Genomic DNA, 22,981 nt, shown 5'->3' with positions numbered 1-22,981 from the left:
TCGACCCTGCCGGGGTAGGTCAGCAGCGGCTGCAGCCACCCGGGGTGGACCTCGCGGGGGTAGCCGACGACGGCGAAGCTGGCGACCCATTCGCCACCGACTTCCAGCGCACGAGGACGGACGGAGATGGCGTCCGGGGTGAACGCGCTGGCCCGCCCGAGCGGCGGCTGCACGCGCTGGGTCTTCCGGCCGCAGCGCTTGTCCTTGGTCTTCATCAGCGGTACCTCCCCGCGGAGTTGGTGTAGTCGTCGGGGTCCTCGGCGGTGTCGTCGAAGCCGTCGTCCCAGGCGTCCTCGGCCTCGCCGAACTCGTCGTCGGTGGGGTAGGCGGCGCGGCCGAACGCGGTGTCGTTCCAGTTCTCGTCCGGGGCGGTGGTGATGACCTCGTCCGAGGCGGCGAGACCGGAGTTCGGCGGGATCAGGTTGTCGGGGTTGCAGGCCGCGGCGAGCACCGCTGTGGCCTGTCCTGCATCGAGTGGGACGACGGTGATTCCCCAGGGGGAGAGCAGCTCGACCGCCTCGCCGAGCCTGCGGATCAGTCGGGCCTCGGCGGCGCGGCGGGTGGCGTCGTCGACCAGCCCGGCCTGCTTGGCGGCCCTGCGTCTCGCCGACAGTGCGGCCAGCGGCGAGGCGCCGCCGAGCCCGTCGGTCGGGCCCGTGGTGAGCAGTGGTTCGCGCAGGATCAGCAGGACTTGGCGGCGCAGCAAGTCGGTGGCGCGGCCGAGTTGGTCGAGGTACTCGGCGTGCTCGCGCGCCGCCTGTTCCAGCGCCGGGTGCGGCAGCCCACCGGCCTGGTCGCGAAGCTCGGCGATCTGCCCGGACAGGTCCAGTCGTTCCGCCCGCACCAGCACCTGCACCGGCGCGGTCAGCGAGTGCAGGTATCGCCCGAAGGAGGCGACCAGGGACTCCTGCTCGGCCGGGGTGCGCAGCCCGAAGTTGATCGTGGAGCACACCGCGACCACGGCGAGACCGTCCTTGCCGAGGTCGATGACACCGGTGTCGGTGACCGCCTCGGCGGGCAGCCGCAGCGCGGCAGGCGAGACCGCCGACACCGCGCCGTCCCCAGCGTCCCTTCCCTTGGCGCGGCCCTTGCTGCCGGTGTTCGTGACCTGGCTGCCCAACCACTCGGGGGCCGGGCGGATGCCCTCCGGCGCGGCCACCCGGTGCCGTGGGCTCATCCGCTGCCGCAGCGCCGCCAGCACCAACCGGTCGAGGGTGATGCCGTCGCGCTGACCCAGCGCGAGGAACGCCGCGGTCACCCCGATCGGGACGGCGACGATCAGGAACACCACCAGCGGGACGGCCTCGCGAGTGAGCGTGTACGTGCCGTACAGCACGATCCCGGTCACGGCGAGGATGAACAGCTGCCGCGCGGTCAGCGGCCCAATCACCCGGTCCTCACGATCGACGTCGGCGGGAATCCTTACCGGCTGACTCATTTCCCTTCACCTCCTGGAGCGGGTTTCGGCGCGCGGAACACCGGCGGCGGAACCGACTGCGTGCGCCGGTAGGCATCGCCAATCCGCGGCTCCGGCGTCGGTTGCCGGAACACCGGCGCGGCAGGCGCGGACGTCGGCTTGGGTGGCGACGACGGCTGCGGTGCGGGCGGCGTGGCAGGCCGGAACTGCAACTGCGGGGGCACCGACGCGGTGCGGATCGGGCGGACCGGTGGCGGAGTGGCGCCGCGTCGACGCGGCCCTCCGGCGGCTTGGAACTGCGGCGCCGATACCGGCCGCGGCGGTGAGATCGGCGCGGCTGGCGTGGGTGCGGAACTGAACTCAGGAGGCATGGCGGGTCCCTGGTTCGCCGGGGTGACGGCGGGATCGTGGGTGCTCTGCTGGGGTCCGGGTTGCAGGAACCGCGGTGCCTGCGAGGGCAGCCGCGACCGGCGGGCCGCGCGGGCGCGCTCGGCGTCATGGGCCGCTTTGAGTCGCTTGGCGACCATGTCCGGAGTGGGCGCCAGGCGCGGCTGCGTGGGCCACGGCGGGTCCGCGGACCTGTTTCCGCCGCCCCGACCGTTGCCGCCGCCTCCACGGGTCTTGGTCGCGGCGGCGGCGCCGGACTTGCCGATCGCGCCGGTCTTGCCCGCGACCATGCCGAAGGTCTTCGCCGCGATGTAGGCGCGGGCCAAGCCGCCCAGGAACGAGCGGCCCGAGCTGACCTTGACCGCCTTCAACAGCCAGAACGGGATCTTGAACAGGATGAAGAACAACGCGATCGCCGCGACCAGCGTGCCGAGCGCGGACAGGGTGGAGCCGAACAGGTGCACGCCGCCGGAGAGGAACGTGCGCACCGAGGTGATCAGCACCAGGGCTTGGGCGACCTGGATCGCGAGTACCGCGGTGATCGCTTTCCACCACCAGCGGGCCAGCGGGTCGGTGTGCGGCAGGGCGTGGAACATCAGGAACAGTGGCCCGCTGGTGATCAGGACCAGGGTGATGACGATCCGGACCACATAGACCACCAGCAGCCCCAAGCCCAGCACGACGAGGACGAGGCCGACCAGGATGATGAACAGCCCACCGGTCTGGACGCCGACGACGGCTTCGGTGAGGGTGCCGCCCAGTGAGGGGGCGTCGACCCCGTTGCCGAGGATGCCCAGGGTCAGGCCGTTGGCCAGCCGGATGAGCTTGTCGGTGAAGAACAACGACAGGGCCGAGGCCAGGAACGCGATCGGGATTCTCGGGCCGATCTCTTTGATCGAATACCGTGCCTGGACGCTCTCGTGGCCCATCACGACGATGCCGCCGACGAGGACGAGCAGCCCGTAGGCGGCGACCACGATCTCCCACGAGCTGTCCCACAGATCCCCGATGCCGGGCAGGTCACCGATCTCCGGGGTGGACAACGCGGTGTGGCCGATCAGCTCCAGGATCGGCGAGAGCGCGGCATCGACAATGCTCCGGAACGCCGCATTGATGGCCTCGGCGACACACGCGCCGATGTCGGTGATTCCGCACTCCGCACCGCCGCCATCGTCACCTCCACCGGGCGGTTGCGGACCCGTGCTCGGCGGCGGCGCCGGGGGTGGGTGCGGGATGCAGTCCTCACCCGCGCACGGTGCGGACGTCGGCGCGGGTGACGGCGGGGTGCAGTCGACTTGGCCGGGAAGGCTGCACGTCGTCGGCGCGGGCGCCCCGGTCGGAATCGGCAGTGGCAGGGCAGGCGGTGTGGTCGTGGTGGGGGCGGGCAGTTGGCAGACCGGCAGCGGCGAGTCCGGCGCGCAGGGTTCCACCGTCGGGATCGGCGGCGGGGATTGCGCAGCCGCGGCGGGCGCCGCCCAAGCCCCGGCCGCGAGGGCACCGACCAGGAGCACGACCATGCCCAGCGCCAGCGCCCAGCCCGCGTGCCAGCGCCGCGACCGACCAGCCGACGGCCGGTCCGAGACCCGGGAGAGCGTCGCCCGGTCCGCGCCAGCCGGTCCGACGGCGGCAAGCGCGACCGGGCCGCCGGACCGGCGGTGCGGGCGAACCGGGGGCGGGGTGCTTGTGGCCATGGCTAGGGAGCCCCCACGATTCCTTTGAGGATTTCCACGACCAGCGGCGCCAGCGCCGCCAACCCGTAGCCCCACCCCGCGGACTTGAACGAGGTCTTGGCCTTCTCGACCTCACCGGGGTCCCCGCCGCCCATCACGTAGCGGACACCGCCGATGGTCAGGAACACCGTCGCCAGACCCGCGAGAATCCCCATGATCCAGTTGCGGAGATTGTTCAGAACGGTGCCCACCGAGTCCGCGAGCGCGACGACCACCGTGTCGGCGTGCGCCGAGGAGGCGGTCAGCACGAGCACCAACACCGCGAACCACACGGCCGGCAGCAGCCCTCGCCACGTTCGGTGGGCCGCCCGCCGCTGAGACCGGCGACAAGAAGCATGCGTCGGCCCCGCGGCGACAGCGCGCGTCGGCGTGCTCGGGCCGGCTGGTGAGAGGCGACGACCGCGGACTCGGGAGCGGAGCCGGGCGGTCGGGAAACGATCGATCAGGCGCATGAGGGCACCTCCGAGGATCGGGCGGAGCGCGGGTGTGTCCCGCAGCCCTGAACTCCGGATTCCGTGCCCGTTTTGGACACGCGACCCCGCGCTTTCCGCCCCGATTCGACCTCACCGGCGGACACGGACAGTGACGACCGCGGCAGGTCGCGGTCGGACGTGACCGGGCGCGCCAGGGCCACTGCGGTGGCCACTCGGTCGGTCAACGGGTCGGTCGGATCGGTCTCCGCGGCAGCCTCGCGCAGGTACGCGGCCAGCCGGAGCTCGGCGCGTTTGCGCGCCTTGTAGACCGCCCACTCACTGCTCTGATGCGCCGCGGCCCAATCCGCGACGGACACCTCTTCCAACCGGGTCGCACCGATCAGCGCGGCCTCGGTCCGGGTCAGAACACCGTCCGCGACAGCTCGGGCGAGGACCAGATCCGGGTGCCCCCACGGCGCGTGCGGCGGGGTCGAGCGAAAGCCCGACGCGACCGGAGTCGGACCCGACAGCTCCTCGACGAGCGCGCCGTACCCGGCCCGGTACGCGGCCCACCGCAGCCGCAGCATGATCCGCGGCCGACGCAGATCGATGGTCGACAACGCGGCCAGAAAGCCGCGCACCACCTCGGCGTGGACATCGGCCGGATCACCGGCGAACCGATCCGACAGGGTGGCCGCGACCGAGGTCAGCGCGGGCAGCGCGACTCCGACCGCGGCGACCGTCCACGTCGCTCCTTCCGTGCGGGAGCGCAGCACCAGGTGCGCCCACACCGCGTCCCGCGTGGCCTGCGGGCACCGGCGCGCCAGCAGCCGGTCGCGGACCTCGTCCAACGGGATATGCCGGTCCGGCAGGCCTGGGAAGAGCCTGCCGTTCAGCGACACCGGATGCGGCCCGGTCACCAGCCAGGTGAACGTGTCCCGCGCGATATCCAACGAGTTCGGGGCAACGTTGTCGCCACCGCGACGAAAAACAGAGTGCACTGCCATGTCATGACTCCCACGGCGTCGATGCGAACAACAACGACACCAGGAAGCCAGCACCGATACCACGGAAATACCACGCCACTACTAACCGCCGACTAGCGAACCGCGGCGAGGCTACTAGCGGACTACTATTTCACCTTGCCAGCGCGTCGAGTCAAGATCAACGGTCGGGCCTTGTGGCCTAGGAGTGTTGATCGACCCTAGTAGCCTCCGAGCTGCGGTTCTAGTCGTTGGCTAGTACGGCCCTAGTAGTCACTGTGAGCTCCGATACGGACCGGCGACAAGATCCACATGTCGCCGCCGGAAAAATCTTGGAAAATCTGGCCGCGACTGGCCCGGGAGCGGCTCACGGCGGCACGGGATGACCGACAAGACTGTCCATTGGTCACAGCTTTGGCGGAACAGTCCGAGTCGCGTCGAGTCATCATTGACCAGCGTCGGCGCGGTGCAAGGAAATTGACGGGGCGTGTCCAAAACAGGGTCTGAATACGGAGTTCAGGGGTGTCCGAACGCACGGCACCCACCTCGTCGGAGGAGACCCGCGATGACCCCGACACACGGCAACGACTCCCAAGGAGACGGCTCCCCGGAGCACGGCCCGACCGACCACCCGACCATCCCGATCCAGCAACACCAGAGGCGGCGAACACCGCGCCTGCGCACCCTGCGCCCCACACGGCGCCGCCCGCGTTCCGCCCGGCCGAGCACCGTCTGGCCATGCGCCCAGGACGACCTGCGCGAGGGCGCCGGACTGCTCGCCGCCTGGCTGCTGACCGCGGTCGTCAAGACCGTCACCACCTACACCCAGCCCGGCCAGCGGGTGCTGCTGCTCGCCCCCGCCCCTTACGTCGCCGCACCCTCATCGTGGTCGCCGACCGGGGGCCGCGACCAGTCCCGGCCCGGCCCGTACGCCGGACTACACGAAGCGGGCTGGACCGTGGTCCGACTCGGCCGCGGCGTCCACACCCAGACCACCGTCGCGCACCCTGACCCGGTCGACGAACTCGCCGGTGCCGCGGCAGTCGAGTCCGAGTCCGGACCCCGACCGAACGCCGACAGTCCGACCACCAAGCAGGCCGCCGGGCCGTCGGCACATCGCCATCGTGGACCGGACTCGGACACGATCGACGGTGGTCCGGACCGCTACGACCTCGTCATCACCGCGGCCGATCCGCACGCTCTCGACCGGTTCCGCCCCACCGACTGGGCCGGTCTGCTCACCCCGACCGGCGTCCTCGCCGTCATCACCCACAGTGACCGCTCCCGTGATCGGCTCACCGACCCCGCCAGCTCGCTGGTGCGCGCCGCGCGCCGCGCCGGACTGCGCTACCTCGACCGCATCACCCTGCTGCGTGTCCCCGTCCGCGACGGCGCGCTCGCTGATCCGACACCAGCGACGCAGGGTCCGGCACGACCGCCCGCGACGCCCATTCGGCACACCCAGGTGCACGACGACCTCTTCGTGTTCACCAACCACCAATCAGCCCCGAGCGACGCCGCCGACAGGAAGGAGACCTCCGGTGACTGACCACCCCACGTCGCCTTGGCCACTCCCCCTGCCGCCGGGGAAGGAGCCGCCGATCCCGCCTCTGTCGGTCTGGCAGACCGGACAACGCGACCCGCTCGCCCAGCTACGCGACGCCGGGTGTGTGCCCGGCACCGAGACCGACACCGACCGAGTTCCGCCCGACCTCGCCGCCCACGCGATCACCACCTACACCCGCCCCGGCGACCTCGTCCTCGACCCCGACTGCGGCGCGGGCACCGTCCTGACCGCGGCACTGCGCACCGGCCGCCACACGCTCGGACTCACCACCCGCAACCGGTGGTGGACCCTCGCCCGCGCCAACATCACCACCGCCAAAACCGCGGGCGCCTGGCCCGACGGCTCGGTCCTCGACGCCCGCCCCAAGGTGCTCGCGACCGTCCAGGCCGCCGGGCTGATCGGGCGAGTCGGACTCGTCCTGACCACCCTGCGCACCGCGGACAGAGACAGCAGTCCGGACCACGACCCGATCGAGTCCGCCATCTCCAACCTCGCCACGACACTGCTCCACTGCGAGCCGCTGCTGCGCTCCGGCGGACACCTCGTCATCGTCGCGCGCCCCCACCGGAACCCGGACGGCGCACTGGTGGACCTGACCATCCCGCTCATCGCCGCCGCCACCGCAGCCAGGCTGGCGCCGGTCGACCGCTGCATCGCGCTGACCGCCGAACTGCGCGGCAACCGACTCATCACCCGCACCTCACTCACCGAACGTCGTGCCGCCGCCCGAGCAAGTGCCGCCTGCGCGCCGACCGCGCTCACCGCGCACCACGAAGTGCTCGTCTTCGGGCTCGCCCACGACGTCGAACTCGCCGCCGCGGCGGCAGCAGGCATCCCGTGTCCGACCGAGGACGACGTCATCCGGCCCGCCGTCAACGGCGTTGAGTACCCCGGCTGGAGGCGAGCGGCATGACCACCCGCCTGTACTGCCGCGAGTGCGGCTGGCACCCCGAATTCCGACGCAAGCGCGCTGCACTTCGCGCCGCCGCACGCCACGGTTGCACCGGCACACTGGCGGTCGAGACGCGTCCACCATGGTGGTCCCGCCTGTGGGCAAACCTGTGGACAAACCAGTCGGGCGCCGCCTCCGTCCACCCCGAAGCACGAGCGGATGACCAGTCCGGTGACGACGTACTGGTCGATGCCCACGGCAACCGCATCCAGTGGGCCGCGCTCGCCGCGCACCACGCCGAGACCACCCGCCGCGCCCGCGCCGCGATGGTCGAACTCGTCCGCGCCGGCTACCAGATCGGTCCGCCGCCCTACGGCTACCGCGCCCTGCGCATCCGGGTCACCGACCCCAGCGGACACAGCAAACTGCGAACGGTCCTCGTCCCGGACTGGCAGACCGCCGCGGTCGTCAAGCAGATCTTCATCTGGCGCGCCGACCACGGCCTGACGCTCGCCGTCATCGCCGCACGACTCAACAGCGACCCGCGCCAGTACCCGGCATCCGTGCCCAATGGGCGGTGGACCGCCAAGGCCGTCCGGCGGATCGTCACCAACGTCAAGTACACCGGGCGTCAGGTCTGGGCACGCACCATTGCCGGACGGCCAGCACCGATGGAGCAGTGGGTCACCTCGGCACCCAAGGTGCACGAGCCACTGGTTGACGAACGCACCTTCCACCGCGCCCAACCCGGCGCTGCTGAAGGTCCGTTCGGCGCGGCCGACTGCCCGCTGAGCGCGGCATGACCTCCCATCGGTGGACCCTCGCCGTCGCCTTACGCCGACTCAGCGTTCTCATCTATCTGCACGCGAACCCAGTTGGTGGTCACCGACCAAAACAGTGCCTTTGCCCCACCGCCCGAGGATGCCCACCCACACACCGGTGATCCCGCACTTCTCCACGTCCGGGGCACGGTTGGCAACTCGTCGTCCATCCGCAACGCGCGCAGCGCACTCCACCGGCTCTGCCGGGCCCAGAAGAAGACCTGCCGATCAGCCTTGCCGGGTACTTGCAGCTTTCGCCAGTTGTCCGGCTTGTCCGCCAGGCACTGCTCGATCGCTTCCGGCAGATCGTTGGGGCCATGGCACACCTGTCCATGAGCCAGAGACATGAAGATCTCCGGCGGACGCAGGCCCTGCACGTCGAACGCGGTGGCCGAGACCACCCTCAACCGCGCCAGGCCCTGAAACGGGCACGACGGATCATCGCAGAGGCTCTGGACACGAGAAGACCAACGACTCATCTCCGACTCGCCCCGGCGCTCCATCTCCACGAGTTGGTCTTCGATCCGGTCAGCCAGCCCGCGGAACTCGGTGTTCCGCTCCGTCAGTCCGAAGTTGTTCGGCATGTCGACCATCACCTGCCAGGTCCTGGTCAACCGAGACGAGGGCCTCGATGTCGTTGCGTGGCTGGCACGCCTCAACACGACCTCCGCGCCTTCATCAGCCAGGCTGGTTACCTCCAGCGCGCCGTCCTGGCCGATGTTGAAGTCGTACCTGGAACCGTGACCACCACCTTCGTCCCCAAAGGGTTACCGGCACGCCGCGCACCGACTCCACCAGCCGTCGAGCCTCTTCCTCGCCCTCCTTGGACATCGCACGCTTCGTCATGGCCACCATGCTGACATCCAGCCAGCCGCGCACGCACACCACTTCCTCATCTTCGGAGTCCCCGGCGGACTGTCCGCGCTTCGCGCTCAGCTGGTATCGGCTGATTCGAACCACGCTGGGTTCGGCAGGACTGTTTGCGGACAGCGTGTCCCCGCAGGTATTGGGGAGGGCCGTGTGATGGCCGTCGCCGCGTTCGCCGCAGCGGGCTCACTGCTCGTCGCGGGACTCTGTGGTGTCCCGTTCGACGAGCGAGACCTCGCGTGGCGTGTCGATTCCGAACAGCTCGTTGGGCGTGCACCGCAGCGTCGTGCACAGCGCCTGCAAGGTCGCCACCTTCACCTGGACCGGCTGCTTCTTGATCAGCACGTCAACCGACTGGAGGGACAGTTCGAACCCGGCGCGCTGGATGAGGAGTTCGCGCAGCTGGGTCGCGGTCCAGACGTCGCGGGAGGCCATGACCTTCCGCAGCCGCCACTCGATCTGCACCCGCCGCCGTCCCCATGCTTGTCACTCCGAGGCGCTTCGCGCCTTCGCCAACCGACGCTCAGTGTCCCGGATGGCGACGAAGGCTGGCCGCCGCACGTCCGGCGTGTTCAGCAGACACACACCGATCGACAGGTAACCATTGATATATTAACGCTGCGCTAGATCTATTCAGGTGTTACCTTAGTTTAATGGCAGACCTGTCCCCGGTTCGAGAGAGAGGAGATGCTTCGGCGCCCATCACGTTCATCGCCATGCCGACGCGCCGCAGTCCGCGGCCAGCGCCGGTAGTGCTCTTCTGGACTCGCGTCGACCGCCCATCTCGCGCTGACGAGGTGACCCAGCACCAGTTCGGCAAGGCACACAGTCCTACCGAACGGCAAGAGTCCAGCACGGCCACGAGCGCCGGCCCCACACGGACGCATGCGGGGAGTAGAGGCCCGTTGGTTGTGACAGCTTCGGCGGTCCCAGCTCATTCAACGCACGTCATGGTGCGTGCCCGCGTCGCCGCGAAACCCGCTTCGCGCGGATCGGCGACCGCAGGTGTCGGCAGCTGGGAGTGCCCGCTGTGTCGACGGTTCCTGTCGCCAACCAGCAGCCCCGTGAACCTCCGCCAGCCGCGGGCTTCACGGGCACGAAGGGGGCGCTCATGTGCGCTCAACCTCGCAACCCCGATCAGCCCGACAACAACTGCGCCGACGTTCCTGCTCCGGCCGACCAGGAGCAGCAGGGAAGCCCCATCAGCGAACCGAGCAGGCAACCCCGACGGCGCGTTGGCGCGAGCAGAGCTGTGCGCAACGTGGTGGTGCGCGGTGTTCGCCGCGATCCCCCCGACGTGCGCAAGCTCGCGCGGGTGGTCGCCAGCCTCGCGGCAGACCTGGCGCAGGCCGAAGCCAGCGAGCAAACGCTGCCCGCCGAGCCGGGCACTGCGGACGCCAGCCACCGCGATCACCGCCGCGACGCGGCATGACGCCGCGCATTCGCGCTTACGCAACAAACGCAGCAGATCCAAGCCGCTCGCCAATGACTCGAAAGGGAAGGTCCAGCACAAATGCCGCCTGTCACTTGCGATCCCTGCAGTCGTCGCGACACACACCCGCGGACTCGACGGCCGGTACACGTCGGCCTCTACCAGCGGTGGCCCACGCTCCGCGAAAGCGACCACCTGCAGACCTAGACGCAGCATCTCGCCTTCGTTCTCAGCGAGCTGACGTCCCGAGGTGTGGGGTCGCCTCGGCCGCTGATCCCGCCCTCGACACGGAGACCGCGCACGGCCTCCTTCTCGTGCGTGTGGTGACTGCCGTCGCGGAGATCGAGCAGACGGGGGCAGTCGCTGATCGACGCGACCGTCTTCGTCACGAGCAGCGATCCGGCGACGAGTCGCCGCTCGCGGGCTAGCCGCAATCCCGCCCGGCCTACTCCGCCGAACAACACCATCCGATCCGAACGACCCACAACGAGGTGTCATGACCAGCGCCTACGCCAGCGCGGACAACGAACGTCAGCAAGGCTGTCCCGTCCCCGTGCAGCGACCGTCGAATGCCCCAGCTACCAGCGCCCGAGCGGTGATCTACATACGCATGGCCTCACCCGAACGGGCCGAGAGCGAGCACAGCGTCATGGCTCAGCGTGAGGCATGTCTGCGCAAGGCCAGCGAACTGGGCTTCTCGCTCATCGACGAGTACGTCGACCCAGACGCTCGTTTCTGGCGACGGCCGAAAACGCCAACTGTTCCGAGGCATGCTCGCGCGGTTCCGCAGCCGGTGAGACGCAGCAACCCGCCCGATAATTCGCCGCTCGCCGGGAGCGCGCGATCCAGCCGCCAGGACCCACTCCCCGGCTGCACGGTCCTCCGTCCAGGCCGCCCTCAGAAGGAGGTGTCATGACCAGCGCTTATGCCGACTTCATCGATGAACTGCAGCAGGACGTCACCATCCCCATCCAGCCGCCGATGGAGGACATTGCCCCCAGCACTCGCGCAGTGATCTACCTGCGCGTGTCCTCGACCGGGCAAGTCCGGACCGACTACAACCCGGAAGGCATCTCCATTCCGGCCCAACGGGAAGCGTGCTTGCGCAAGGCGCGGGAACTGGGCGTCACGGTCATCGACGAGTACGTCGAACCCGGACGCTCGGGAACAGAGATGACCAAACGCGAAGCATTCCAACAGATGCTCGCGCGGGTCCGCAGCCAGGGCGACGTCGACGTCATCGTCATCTACCAGCTCTCGCGCATGGCGCGGAACCGCTACGACGACGCGATCGTCATGGCGGACCTGCGCAAGCGCGGCGTCACCCTGGTCTCCGCCACCGAGGCCATCGACGACACCCCGGTCGGCCAGCTGATGCACGGCATCCTGGCCACGTTCAACGAGTACCAATCCCGCCAGTCCGGTGCCGACATCGCCTACAAGATGGGCCAGAAAGCCCGCAATGGCGGCACCCTTGGCCGCGCAAAACTCGGCTACCTCAACCACATCGACCACTCCGACGGCCGCGTGATCCGCACGATCATCGTCGATCCCGAACGAGCGCCCTTTGTCCAGCTGGGCTTCGAACTCTTCGCCACCGGCGACTACACGCAAGAAGAGTTGGCTGACGAACTGTACGACCGCGGCCTACGCACCAGGGCCACCCGGCGACACCCAGCTAAGAAGGTGTCCGAGAACAAGATTTCGCAAATGCTGCGGGATCGCTACTACCTCGGATACGTCGAGTACGACGGCGAAGAAATCCAGGGGCGGCACGAGCCGCTCATCGACGAGGACCTCTTCGACATAGTCCAGGAGATCCTCGAATCTCGCATGACGGCACAAGAACGCCGTCGCGTGCACCACCACTACCTCAAGGGATCGCTCTTCTGTGGACGCTGCCAACGCGACGGCATCAAGCGGCGGATGATCATTCAACGGACCATCAACTCGAAGGGCGCGGAGTACCTGTACTTCTTCTGCCGCGGCAGGCAGAAGGGGCTGTGCCAAGCACCTCACGTCAACGTCACGCTCGTCGAGGACGCGGTTGAGCGCCACTACTCCGCGATTCGCTTCAGCCAGCCGTTCATCGCTGACATGCGCGACCAGATCGATGCTGTGCTCGGCGAGCAGGAAAAGTCCGCCCGCCTGCTGCGCAAGCAGATCACCGCACAGCTCAAGGAACTCGACACGAAGGAGGAGAACTTGATCGACCTCGCTGCCGACAGCACGCTGCCTCGGACCAAGGTCAAGGAGAAGCTGCGCGACATCGCACGCGAGCGCCGCCGGCTGGAGGAGCGCCTGGACACGGCCAACGCCGACCTCACCGACAGCGCCCAGCTCGTCAACGCTGGCCTTGCCCTCCTCGAACAGCCCGACCAGCTGTACCGACGCTGCAACGACCAACAGCGGCGCCTACTCAACCAGGCGATCTTCCACGCCCTCTACATCGAGGACGACAAGATCACAGACGGTGAGCTCCGTGAGCCCTTCGGCGAGCTGCACGCCATCCAAGATCAGCGGACCGCAGCAACCAGCGCGGAGAACACAAACGAAAGGACCACCCGCATTGCGGGTGGTCCTTGCTCGCCTTCAGGCGTCGCGGTCCTACTTCGTGGCCTTCATTCAGGCACTTGTTCTAGTAAGACCCCTAGGGTGGAGCTGAGGGGACTCGAACCCCTGACCCTCACACTGCCAGTGTGATGCGCTACCAGCTGCGCCACAGCCCCAGGTCAGACACTTTCCGGGGTGGCCCCCGGTGTGCTGCGCATACGTTACATCACGGGGTCCGCAGGACAAAAACCGGGGGGTCGGTGCTTCCCGGAGGGTGGGTGGGGGTGTTAGACCGGCAGGTGTGACAGCGGTGGACGACGGGGTGCCGATGGTGGATGCCGTGGCCGAGGGCATGGCGCCGGAGTTGCGGCGTGACCTGCAGCGACAGCGGCTTCGGGCGTTGGTCGACCGGTTGTTGGGGGCTGGGGGGTTGCAGGCCGGGCGGTTGCGGGACCTCGGGGTGCGGGCGGGGTCCGACGTGGACTTGGACGATCTGGGACGGTTGCCGACGGTCGGTAAGCGGGATCTGTGGGACCACTACCCGGACGGGTTGCGGGCCGTGGACGCGGCGGACGTGGTGTGTGTCCATGGGTCGTCGGGGACGGGTGGGCGGGTTGTGTTGGTGCCGTACACCGTGGGTGACCTGGAGGTTTGGGGGGAGGTGATGGCTCGGGCGTTGGGTGGGGCCGGGGTGACGCGGCGCAGTGTGGTGCATAACGCGTATGGGTATGGGTTGTTCACGGGTGGGATGGGGGTTCACCACGGGGCGGTTCGGTTGGGGGCGACGGTTGTGCCGGTTTCGGGTGGGATGACTGGGCGGCAGGTTCGGCTGATTCAGGATGTGCGGGCCGATGTGCTCGCCTGCACGCCCTCGTACGCGATTCACCTTGGGGAGGCGATGGCCGCCGCGGGGGTGGAGCCGACGAGTCTGCGGGTGGGGCTGCACGGGGCGGAGCCATGGACGGGCGCCATGCGGGAGCAGATCGAGCGGCTGCTGGGGATTCGGGCGCTGGACATCTACGGGCTCTCGGAGATCATCGGGCCGGGGGTGGCGTGTGAGTCACTGGACTCCGGGGGGCTGTTGAACGTCGCCGAGGACCACTTCTACCCGGAGTGTGTGGACGCCGATGGGAACCCGGTGCCGGACGGGACGCCCGGTGAGCTGGTGTTCACGACGTTGACCAAGACCGGGATGCCGTTGCTGCGCTACCGGACCGGGGACGTGGCCACCCTGACCGGGCCAGCGCCGGGCTCCCCGCGGACGTTGCGGCGCATGTCGAAGGTGCTGGGCCGCACGGACGACATGCTGGTGATCCGCGGCGTGAACCTGTTCCCCACCGAAGTCGAGGCGGTGCTGCTTGCCGACGACCGGGTAAGCCCGCATTACCTGGTGGTGGAGGACCGCAGAGTGGCGGCACGGGCCGAGCTGCGCGTGGCGGTGGAACCGGTGGCGGAGGGAGTCGACGCCGACACCCTCCGGGCCGATCTGGTCCTGGCCCTGCGGGAACGCCTGGGGCTCGGGTGCGACGTGCGGGTGCTCGCGCCGGGCAGCGTGCCCAGGACCGAGGCGGGCAAGGCGCGCCGCCTGGTCCGCTGGTCCGAGGGAGACGCCCCGCTGCCCGGCCTGAGCTGAGCCCCGCGCGGGCGCCGCCCGACCCGCTGGCCTGCTCTGACTCCCGCGCCGGTCTTTGTCACCGCGACAACCGGTGTGCTGAACCGGGGTGGCGCAAGAATGACGGCGGAGCGCGGAAGTCGATTTGTCGGTTCCGCGCCGCGATGGGTGCGAAGCCGGTGATGGCGGTGGCGATCGGCGAGACGATGCGTCGCGTGCGGGGTGCCGCCCACGCGGGTGGTCGCCGGATCGGTCGGGAACGGCTGATGTGGACACACGCGGGTCACCGTGTGCGCGGCGACTTGGCTCTGCTCCGGAAGTTTTCGCCACCCGGGGGAATCATCCACCACCGCGTGGCACGAGCCAAGGGTCTGAAGCGCCACTGTCCGATGTGGATGAAAATGGTGGAAGCGTTGTTTCGAGAGTTTCCGTCAGATGGTGGAATGAATGGACCCGGCCGGAGAAATGGTCACCGGGTCGCGGCTAGGGCGGTGACGACAGCCGCGCTTTTCTCACGGGAATCGCGGACGGTGCGGCTCATTTCGACATGGAGGAACAGGGAATCGGTTTCCGCGGCCAGGATGCCTTGCTTGTTTCGGGTGCCTTCGAGCTTGCCGCAGTCGGTTTTCCACGGCCTGCAGACCGTCAGGCCCGCGTCGGCGAGCCGGTCCGCCGTCGCCTTCGCGGTGGCGCCCGGGGTGTCCGTGCCGGTGGAGACGACGACATCGGTGTCGGGGAGGCTGTCGTTGTCGAAGCCGTGCAGTTGGATCTGCGCGACGCCGCGGTTCGCCTGGTCGACGGCCACCGCGTGGAACATCGAGTCGGTCCGGTGGGCCACGTCGCCCGCGCCGTTGCCGACCGCGCGGTGGGTGCCCGAGACGGCCAGCAGCGCACCGGGGGCGGCCCGCCACAGGGCGAGCCCGACCTCCTCGGTGCGCAGGTCGTAGTTGGGGTGCGGCACCTCGACCAGCAGGTGGACGGGGTGGTCGAGGTCTCGCCCGCGCTCGGCGGCCGGTAGTCGCCGTCTGGGGACAGGCTCGCGGCGTAGGCAGTGAGCGTGTTGTGGAGGTCGGCTCCGGGGGTGATCGCGCCCGGTTTCGGTTTTCGCGCGGCCGAGCAGAGTGAACGCGTGGCATGAAGGAGTTGGCTGCGCAGTCACCCGCGAAGCTGGACCAATGACGATCAGTTCGACGTCGAAGCCGAGGAACGCCCGACTCGTCGTGCGGTCACTGAGGCAGACTTTCGGGCGCTGGAGGCGCTGCTGGTGGAACTGGACTTCAAGCGATTCTGGAGCGTGCTGTGCCGGTACACGACTCCTGAAGGGCTGACGCTATATCTGTGCCCGGCCCACTGGCGATCTATCGGCAGACATCGGTGCCGGTGCTCGAGTAAGGGACTACTCCCAGTACCGGGTCCTTCTGTGAGGAGGTCTGCTGAGCAATGGGAGTGTTGGCGGCTGTTCGGATTATCTGACGAACGTATGATGCCAACTGCGACATGGGGAGTAGCCGGATCAATGTAGTTCTCACGGTGTCGCTCTGGCCGGTTTGGCGCTTCGCGGTTTGGTGCTTGCTGTATGGGGAGGGTTATTCATAACGTGGTGTCCAGCCCAGGCGGTAGAACTCGAGGGCGGTGATGGTGGCGATCACCTCGGGGAGCTCGGCGAGGCGGCCTCGGTAGCCGGTGGCCAGGATTTTCCAGTTCTTCAGGTGCGCGATGCACCGTTCCACCGGTACCCGTAGTCGGGAGTGGGCTTTGTTGGCCTCGCGTTGCACCGGGTTCCACGGTCGCCCCCGCTCTTTGCGGACCGGGGTCACCACGTGGGAGGCGTGATACGCCTTGTCCCCGAGCACGTCGACCTCGGTCAGGGCGTGTTCCCACCCGGTTTCGGCGAACGCGGTCAGGTCGTGGGTGCGCCCCGGCAGCGGGGTCGAGACCGCGAGCAGGCTGCCACCGAGGTCGGACAGGACCTGCACCGAGACCCCTGTGCGGTGGTGCTTGCCGGAGTAGTTGCCCTGTTGGGCGGCCCATTCCCAGGTCGGGACCAGGGTGCCGTCCACGATCACGACCCTGCCCTCGACCACCTCGCCCAGTGTCGGCACATGCTCATCGAGCACCGCGCGGATCACCGCGGCCAGGCGGCGGAACACCCGCGACACCGTGGGCTGCGAGACTCCCAGCAGGTCACCGGCCAGCGCCTGGGACATGTTCGACCGCAACAACACCAACACCGCCACCACCGACCGGAACAACCCCCGACACCGGTCTCCGCCCCCGCACCGGGCCGGGCCCCAACCGGTCATGAACCCGAGCCACCAGATCCCGGATCTGATCATGATTCAAGACCGGTAGTACTTTGATACCGCAACAGCCCCGCCAAAGATCGTTTCTGTGGAAGGACACGACCCTACCGGCGGGGCTGTTGCCCTACTCAAGGGCATGATCGACTTCTGAATAACCCTCGGGGTGTAGCGGCAGCTGGTGGCGGATCGGTGGGGAGTCACTCAAGCCGATTCCCGCCCGGTCCGCAGCTGGCCTTGAGCTTCGGTTTCGTCACGTAGGGCGGTGAGACCCTCGATCAGAGCACGGCGCTCGGCGGGGCTGGGCGGGCGGGAATCGGAGTCGGGGGACAGGTCAGCAGCGTACTTGGTGACCAGTCATGGAGGTTGGTTTCAGGTGCGATCGCGCGCCGGGACTGCCGGGTTTCCCGATACGCCCATCTACTAGGTCCTTCTGGCGTACCAGATGCCGTCGTTCACCACCTGCAGCATCGACCCGAAGAACGGGCGGCCCCACTGGTCATTCGAGTGGTAAGTAAGGTAGATCTCCTCTGCATGATCGCCGTTACCGATTCGGCCAGTCACAATCATGCTGTGGTCGATGTTATTCGGCGGTTCAGCGGGGTCCACGTCGGGTTCGCCTGGGTGATCCCAATCGACCTGTAAGATGTCCGACACGTAAAGTTGGTCGACGTGCGGCAGCAGGTTGGTGCGACCGGACAGTTGCGCGTACTCCCCGAAGTTGGCGGCACCCGCCCAACTGTGACTTGACGCGATGTATAGGTCGCGATAATACCAGGCACGCGGATCGTCGCGCGGATCGGGATCAGGAAGGCCCTGTTCCTCATACCAGCCACCAGCCTGCATGATCTGCGAGACGAAGTTCGTGCAGTCGTTGCCGTACTCGTGGAACTCGGGGTTGTAGTTGTCCCAGTAGGTGCTGGCATACGCATACATCGCTTGATAGTTGTACGCGTTGGCGGTCCGCTGCACCGGGTCCTGCCCGACCGCCCCACGCTGAATGCTCGAGTGCGGCGGCACGTCGGACAGCGACGTCACCCGGTTTGCCGAAGACTGGGGTGTCAGGTCCGGGAACGTCGGCGGCGGTGGGCCTGCCTGGTGGTCAGGGGTTGCCATCTCCATGACCCACCGCCCTCCGGTCGAGGCGAACACGAACGTGTGACGCAGCCGGTATCCCTCGTACGGCGGCGCTTCCGGATTTTTGTGTCCGAAGTGGAGGTTGGTGACCTCGGTCGCGCGCACCTCGACCCGCTCATTCGATCTCGGCGCCACGGCGTCGACCGTAACCTTGACATCGGCCGAGATATGGCCGCGTGATGGTGACTTGACGAAAGCGGCGCGCTGGGCGCGCATAACCTCGGCCTCGGCCCGGACCCGGCTGCGTAGTTGGGGTGACAGCGGTAGATCGGTGATCTCTCGCGCCATCGGTGTTCCCGCGACCACGGCTGCCCGTGCCTCGAGGTATTCGGAGACCAGAGCTTGCGCCTGTGCTCCGGATAGCCCTTGGCCAGCCTCAGCCTCCACCAAACCTAGGCTTGTCGTCATCACCGTGGTGGCCGCGACCACCAGACCCATACGTCTACGTCGGAACTGATCGTGTTCCATAACCGCCCCTCTCAAGGCGTGGTGCCGTTGACATAGTGCATCTCCATGAAGTTCGCCGTGTTGTTCTGCCATTCGGCGAGCCGTTGCTTCAGCGCAGTGTCTGAAAGGGGCCCCGACCGGAGCTCATTCATCAGCCGGTCGTACTCGGTGAACGCCCAGTTCTCGATCGCGAAGGTGTACCGCTGGATACCGCCCTCGCCGTAGTATCCGGCGCCCACCGCGGGATCGCCCGCCAGCGCGATGAGGTTGATGGAGTGGTCGACGTTGCGGCCGCAACTGTAGCCGCACGAGGCGTCATCGCTGTAGTCGTACACTTGGTGACGTTTCTGGTTGCTGTGGGCATACATGTCGTTCAGCGTCTGCGGCGGCGGTCCCGCGTACGGGAAAAGCGGCACGAACACACTGACCGTCGGCTCGCCGAGTGCCACCCACATAGTGCTCAGCTTGCCGTCGTAGGGGTCACCGATCTTCGCCCCAGTGACGACGACGCCGAAGGTGGAGACGAACCGGTTCACATGCCACCCGGTCGACTTCTGCGTCGCACTCGACTCCGATGGCAGTTCTCCGACGTTCTTTGCCAGCGACTCCATGTACCAGTCGTTGGGCAGTCCTTGCCTGCCCACGTTCTTCTGGATGAAGAACCGGTAGTCCTTCAGGTGCGGGTCGTCCATCCGGATGCCGACCCTGGTCTGCCGTTTGAGGGCGCTCGTGCTGGTGAGCCAGTCGTGCACGCCGTCGGGTACGACTCCCGAGTTGGTGATCTTCTTGGTCGCGGTGTCGATACCGGTCGTTGCGACATCGACGTGGTAGGGGAAACCGTTCGGCTTCTTGTGGCGCACCTTGGTATAATTAGTGCGCCAGTCGTACCCGTTGTACGTTCCGTTGCCCGGACTGAGCAAATCCTTGTCGTCGTTGTGTGGGCTGTCGAACGCGCCAGTGAAGTTGTCCTGGTTGTAGGTGCGGTCGACATTGTCGCGGGCGAAACTGTTGCCGTCGATCTCGAAGGTGGCGCCATTGCCCCATCGGTCGAACACGGTGACGATCGTCGCGGTGTTTCGTGCCGTCGACCCGTTGAAGCCGCCGCCGTTGTTCGTGTCGCGGAGGATGTTCTCTACATCGTCGACGTGTTCGGCCCGCGACAGGATGATGTGGTTGAGGAAACCCTGGGTAATCCCGTTCGCGACCTGCGATCGCAGGAATCCGTGGCTCTCGGCGAACTCCGCCTTCAACGTGGCGCCGTCGACTTGGACGAGTCCAAGTCCGCGGTCGTTGATACCTGCCCACGGCACCTGGATTCCGGTGATCTCGTCGCGGCCGGAGGACCCGAGCGCGCTTGCGGCCGAGTAGTTGAACCGCGCGCGGTAACGGTCGCCGGAGCCGAACGAGGAGTTGTCACCCGCGTAGTGGTAGGGGATCACCTTCCAGCCATCGGGGGTCGACCAGTGGTCTCGGTTCTTCCAGGCCACCGGTCTGCGGTCGACGGTGCTGTCCCCAGTGGCGACGGCTGAACTCGACGCGCTGGCCGGTGTTGTCGGGACAAGCAGGCCGACGCAGGCGGCCGTCGCGACAATGATCGCCAGCGATCTCCGTCTGTATGTGGTTCTCATGTCAGTCCTCTCCGTCGATCGGCTCGTCGTAGCCCTCGTCCTCGTGCGGAGGTTCGGACGTCTGTGCCTGAGGTGCCGTCGGTGGGGTCGTTGACGAGGTGGCCGGGGGCGCGGCGCTCGTCAATGGTGCCGGGTGGAGTTCGGGGTGCGTTGGTGGTGGCGGTCCTTCGTCCGGCATTGGCGTCGCCGAAGCGAGCAACCACGTCCCGCCCTCGTCTGTGAAGCTGAACACGTGGTCCATCTCGTACCGTTGTTCACGCGGTTCCATGGACTCTTGATGGTGATATTGCAAGACGGTCGTCTCGCGAACGAATACTGACACCGCGTGTTCCCCATCGTGCCGAAATTGGTCGACGGCCATTTTTACCCGCACTTTAGTGTAATCGATGGCGCGAGTTTTCAGGAATCGGTCCCGTTCTTCACGAATTCGTGCCGAATCCGCGCTGATTTGGGTCTTGAGCCTGTCGGTGACAGCATCAGGCGCCGCGGTCGCGACTCCGGTCAGATGGGATGCCCGTTCAGTCAGATAGTTCTGCATCGTGAGGCGGGCGGCCGACTCATCGAATGGCTTCTCCTTGTCACTGTGATGGTGAATTATGAGCGCCGCGGTTAGTGTGAGTGTGCCTGCCGCAGCCGTTGTCACGGCACGGCGGACCCATAATTTTGGTGACATGTGATCCTCCGACGCACGGCAGAAGAAGTGCGTTTTCACGCGTGCGCGCTTGTGTTTCCCCAGATTCCCTGTGGCCGCATTCAGCGGCTTCGCGCCTCAATGTAACGACATCGAGCCCTGGTTGACAAGGTGATTAGGTTCCCTCCCCTGGTTACGCCGAACGCACCAACGGCCGCTACGGTCCCCGCTGGCGCAGGCACCGCCGAACCTGAACGCGAGAACCAGTCCATACGCGGCGCTTTTCAGTGCCACAGAGGCTCGATGATTTCCGGCGCCGAGTACGACGCCTGCAGGGTGGTCATGGTGGTTGATGCCGCTGGACGGACGGTCACCGAAGCTCGTGTGGCGCTCCCACCGTTCTGGTCAACCTGAAGCACCGGGGGAACGGTGGATCGGAACCTACCGTGCGCTGATCCGCTTCGGCACGCCTGCCGAGGTACGCGCGGTGTTGACGAGTTGGTGTGGATCGGTGGCATTCGTCCGAGTCGAACGTGGCGAGGTGGCCAGGATCAACTCGAAGCCCGGCTGACGCCGCGGGAGCGTGAGGTGCTTGTCCTGATCGTGCAAGGAAGCCCGATGGGGTGCAGATATACCTGACCGTGGGCACCGTCAAGGACACCGTGAGCGCCATCCTGGCCAACCGGGTGTCCCCAACTGACCGGGTCGTCGTGCTCGCCCAACGGGCGGACTGACCGTCCAGAGTAGCGGATCAGTCGGTTGGCTGACCAGTGCCTGCTTCCCCAGGAAAATCCGGGGCTGGAGCTTCTCACGGGCCTGTTCACCGGCCTGCAGGAGGGTTTGCGGTCCGGTTCGGACAAGTTCCGGGGCACTGCCCAGGGCTATGCGGAGCAAGAGGAAGCGTTGAAGAAACTTTTCGACGGCACGCGGATCGAGATCGACAAGCGATAGGCGGGGATTCCGGTGGCGGAGGAGAAGACCAAGGCCGGTGGCGTCGAGATCACCCTCGGCGAGAAGACCACGGGTGAGAAGGCGGCGAAAGTCGCCCTGTTCTACGGCGCTTACCTCAAGATGCGTGAGGCGCAGGGGAGGCTTAGCGACGGTGCGGACAGTTCCGAGTTGCTCGGGCTGCCTTCCGAGGGCACCGCGCTGATCGGGTCGCTCGGCACGTCCGCTTACGGCATCGCGGTGGACCCGATCGGTTGGCTGGTCGAGCAGGGGCTGAACTTTCTGATCAGTGGTGCAGCCGTTGGAGGACGCGATCCACTTCGTCAGCGGTGACAGTCCAGCGTTGTCTCAGGCGGCGGAGAACTTCAACGCCATCGCCAAGGGCGTCGCCGATCTGCGCAAGCAGCTCGACGCCGACCTGCGGGAGTCGGTCAAGACCTGGGGCGGCGACGCGGCGGAGGCGGCCAGCACGAAACTGGGCGAGTTCGCCAACGGTATCGACGGCGTCGCGGGCCAAGCCGGGGAACTCGCGCGCATGCTGCAAACCTCCAGCATGATCATGACGATCACCGAGGACTTCATCAAGGCGATCCTCACTGAGCTCATCACGTGGTTGATCATGATCTGGATTTCGGCGCTGGCGGCCGCGGTGCCCAGCTTCGGGGCGTCGACGGCCGCGGCGGGGACAGCGACCGGCGTGCGGGTCGCGGCCACGGGCAGCCGCGTGGCCCGTGTCATCGCCAAGCTGCGCCAGTTCCTTGACAAGATCGTTCGAGTCCGGATTCGTCTACCTCACAATGCCCGCCGTATCGACCCGATGGCTCTCCTGCCCGCGGTCGACGCGATCATCCGACTGCTCGACCGGACTCCCGGCGCGGCGCCGAGGCATCACGCCACGACCGTGTGCCGTGCCGACCTTCGGCGCGGTGGTCCTGTTGCAGCGCTTCGTGAATCTGTATGGCAAGCGTCAGTTCGCTGCTGTGGTGCTGACCGGGGTGGTGTTGCAGACGACCATGATCGTGGTGGTCCAGCAGGATTATCCGGTGTTGTTCGCTCATCAGGCGTTGGGGTTCGTCGTTCCGGGGTTGATCGCTTATCAGTTGGTGCGGCAGCCGAGGGTGGCGACGTTGGTGGCGACCGGCACGGTCAGTTTCGCCTGTTACGGGGTGATCGTCAGTGGTGTGCTTGTCGGTCTCGTGCCCACGGTGCTGTGAGG

Annotated in this window: 19 protein-coding genes, 1 tRNA gene and 2 pseudogenes; 9 read left to right on the top strand and 13 right to left on the bottom strand. The window is 67.4% G+C overall.

The features are described 5' to 3' along the window. From ACZ6SD_RS12600 to ACZ6SD_RS12580, 5 genes and pseudogenes are all read right to left on the bottom strand, one after another. Nucleotides 1-215 (bottom strand): annotated as a pseudogene (locus ACZ6SD_RS12600) (conjugal transfer protein TraC); the annotation flags it as partial. Beyond that, entirely contained in the window at nt 215-1,438 is a 1,224-nt protein-coding gene (locus tag ACZ6SD_RS12595) for a PrgI family protein (RefSeq protein ID WP_465317039.1), read from the bottom strand. The pseudogene ACZ6SD_RS12600 and the gene ACZ6SD_RS12595, both read right to left, overlap by 1 nt. Continuing rightward, nucleotides 1,435-3,495 carry a hypothetical protein gene (locus ACZ6SD_RS12590; protein ID WP_465317038.1) on the bottom strand — a complete coding sequence of 687 codons (2,061 nt, stop codon included), beginning with the start codon at nt 3,493-3,495 and terminating at the stop codon, nt 1,435-1,437. The genes ACZ6SD_RS12595 and ACZ6SD_RS12590 overlap by 4 nt, the downstream gene beginning before the upstream one ends. 2 nt (nt 3,496-3,497) lie before the next feature. Continuing rightward, a complete protein-coding gene (locus tag ACZ6SD_RS12585; RefSeq protein ID WP_465317037.1) occupies nt 3,498-3,794 on the bottom strand; it encodes a pilin in 297 nt (98 codons plus the stop codon). A gap of 182 nt (nt 3,795-3,976) precedes the next feature. Then, nucleotides 3,977-4,954, bottom strand: a complete 978-nt coding sequence (locus ACZ6SD_RS12580; protein ID WP_465317036.1) for a hypothetical protein — start codon at nt 4,952-4,954, stop codon at nt 3,977-3,979. A 541-nt stretch (nt 4,955-5,495) separates the two neighbouring features. On the opposite strand from ACZ6SD_RS12580, the gene ACZ6SD_RS12575 reads away from it, so the two are divergent. Genes ACZ6SD_RS12575 through ACZ6SD_RS12565 form a run of 3 tightly spaced genes read left to right on the top strand, consistent with a single transcriptional unit; the run spans nt 5,496 to nt 8,192 of the window. Continuing rightward, nucleotides 5,496-6,479 (top strand): hypothetical protein, encoded by a 984-nt coding sequence (locus tag ACZ6SD_RS12575; RefSeq protein WP_465317035.1) that lies wholly within the window; start codon nt 5,496-5,498, stop codon nt 6,477-6,479. Next, entirely contained in the window at nt 6,472-7,410 is a 939-nt protein-coding gene (locus ACZ6SD_RS12570; RefSeq protein WP_465317034.1) for a DNA methyltransferase, read from the top strand. Before ACZ6SD_RS12575 ends, ACZ6SD_RS12570 begins: the two co-directional genes overlap by 8 nt. Further along, a complete protein-coding gene (locus tag ACZ6SD_RS12565; protein ID WP_465317033.1) occupies nt 7,407-8,192 on the top strand; it encodes a recombinase family protein in 786 nt (261 codons plus the stop codon). Before ACZ6SD_RS12570 ends, ACZ6SD_RS12565 begins: the two co-directional genes overlap by 4 nt. A 29-nt stretch (nt 8,193-8,221) precedes the next feature. On the opposite strand, the gene ACZ6SD_RS12560 is transcribed toward ACZ6SD_RS12565, so the two are convergent. Continuing rightward, nucleotides 8,222-8,806, bottom strand: a complete 585-nt coding sequence (locus tag ACZ6SD_RS12560) for a hypothetical protein (protein WP_465317032.1) — start codon at nt 8,804-8,806, stop codon at nt 8,222-8,224. Between the two features lie 457 nt (nt 8,807-9,263). Beyond that, nucleotides 9,264-9,542 carry a helix-turn-helix domain-containing protein gene (locus ACZ6SD_RS12555; RefSeq protein WP_465317031.1) on the bottom strand — a complete coding sequence of 93 codons (279 nt, stop codon included), beginning with the start codon at nt 9,540-9,542 and terminating at the stop codon, nt 9,264-9,266. A gap of 646 nt (nt 9,543-10,188) precedes the next feature. Between ACZ6SD_RS12555 and ACZ6SD_RS12550 the strand changes: the two genes are divergently transcribed. Further along, nucleotides 10,189-10,509, top strand: coding sequence for a hypothetical protein (locus tag ACZ6SD_RS12550; protein WP_465317030.1), 321 nt, complete (start codon nt 10,189-10,191; stop codon nt 10,507-10,509). Between the two features lie 912 nt (nt 10,510-11,421). Next, nucleotides 11,422-13,212, top strand: coding sequence for a recombinase family protein (locus tag ACZ6SD_RS12545; protein ID WP_465317049.1), 1,791 nt, complete (start codon nt 11,422-11,424; stop codon nt 13,210-13,212). Here the strand turns inward: ACZ6SD_RS12545 and ACZ6SD_RS12540 are convergent. Next, nucleotides 13,166-13,238, bottom strand: a tRNA-Ala gene (locus tag ACZ6SD_RS12540). The two genes, ACZ6SD_RS12545 and ACZ6SD_RS12540, sit on opposite strands and share 47 nt — an antisense overlap. A 125-nt stretch (nt 13,239-13,363) precedes the next feature. Between ACZ6SD_RS12540 and ACZ6SD_RS12535 the strand changes: the two genes are divergently transcribed. After that, nucleotides 13,364-14,695, top strand: a complete 1,332-nt coding sequence (locus tag ACZ6SD_RS12535) for a phenylacetate--CoA ligase family protein (RefSeq protein WP_465317029.1) — start codon at nt 13,364-13,366, stop codon at nt 14,693-14,695. Between the two features lie 448 nt (nt 14,696-15,143). Here the strand turns inward: ACZ6SD_RS12535 and ACZ6SD_RS12530 are convergent, their stop codons facing one another. From ACZ6SD_RS12530 to ACZ6SD_RS12510, 5 genes are all read right to left on the bottom strand, one after another. Continuing rightward, nucleotides 15,144-15,635, bottom strand: a complete 492-nt coding sequence (locus tag ACZ6SD_RS12530) for a hypothetical protein (RefSeq protein WP_465317028.1) — start codon at nt 15,633-15,635, stop codon at nt 15,144-15,146. Nucleotides 15,636-16,260: 625 nt separating this feature from the next. Beyond that, a complete protein-coding gene (locus tag ACZ6SD_RS12525) occupies nt 16,261-16,905 on the bottom strand; it encodes a transposase family protein (protein WP_465317027.1) in 645 nt (214 codons plus the stop codon). A gap of 492 nt (nt 16,906-17,397) precedes the next feature. Next, nucleotides 17,398-18,549: an amidase domain-containing protein gene (locus tag ACZ6SD_RS12520; RefSeq protein WP_465317026.1), complete on the bottom strand. Its 1,152-nt coding sequence runs from the start codon at nt 18,547-18,549 to the stop codon at nt 17,398-17,400. Between the two features lie 41 nt (nt 18,550-18,590). After that, nucleotides 18,591-20,045 carry a hypothetical protein gene (locus ACZ6SD_RS12515; protein ID WP_465317025.1) on the bottom strand — a complete coding sequence of 485 codons (1,455 nt, stop codon included), beginning with the start codon at nt 20,043-20,045 and terminating at the stop codon, nt 18,591-18,593. A gap of 142 nt (nt 20,046-20,187) precedes the next feature. Continuing rightward, entirely contained in the window at nt 20,188-20,898 is a 711-nt protein-coding gene (locus ACZ6SD_RS12510) for a hypothetical protein (protein ID WP_465317024.1), read from the bottom strand. A gap of 678 nt (nt 20,899-21,576) precedes the next feature. Between ACZ6SD_RS12510 and ACZ6SD_RS12505 the strand changes: the two genes are divergently transcribed. The 3 genes and pseudogenes from ACZ6SD_RS12505 to ACZ6SD_RS12495 all read left to right on the top strand — a co-directional run bounded on the left by ACZ6SD_RS12505 (nt 21,577) and on the right by ACZ6SD_RS12495 (nt 22,979). Beyond that, nucleotides 21,577-21,768 carry a hypothetical protein gene (locus ACZ6SD_RS12505; protein ID WP_465317023.1) on the top strand — a complete coding sequence of 64 codons (192 nt, stop codon included), beginning with the start codon at nt 21,577-21,579 and terminating at the stop codon, nt 21,766-21,768. 12 nt (nt 21,769-21,780) lie between these two features. After that, a pseudogene (locus ACZ6SD_RS12500) lies at nt 21,781-22,537 on the top strand (WXG100 family type VII secretion target); the annotation flags it as partial. Nucleotides 22,538-22,673: 136 nt separating this feature from the next. Then, nucleotides 22,674-22,979, top strand: coding sequence for a poly-gamma-glutamate biosynthesis protein PgsC/CapC (locus ACZ6SD_RS12495; protein ID WP_465317048.1), 306 nt, complete (start codon nt 22,674-22,676; stop codon nt 22,977-22,979). Nucleotides 22,980-22,981: the final 2 nt, after the last annotated feature.

The sequence above is a fragment of the Actinokineospora sp. NPDC051303 genome (assembly GCF_055586285.1).
This window is presented reverse-complemented; position numbering and strand designations above follow the sequence as displayed.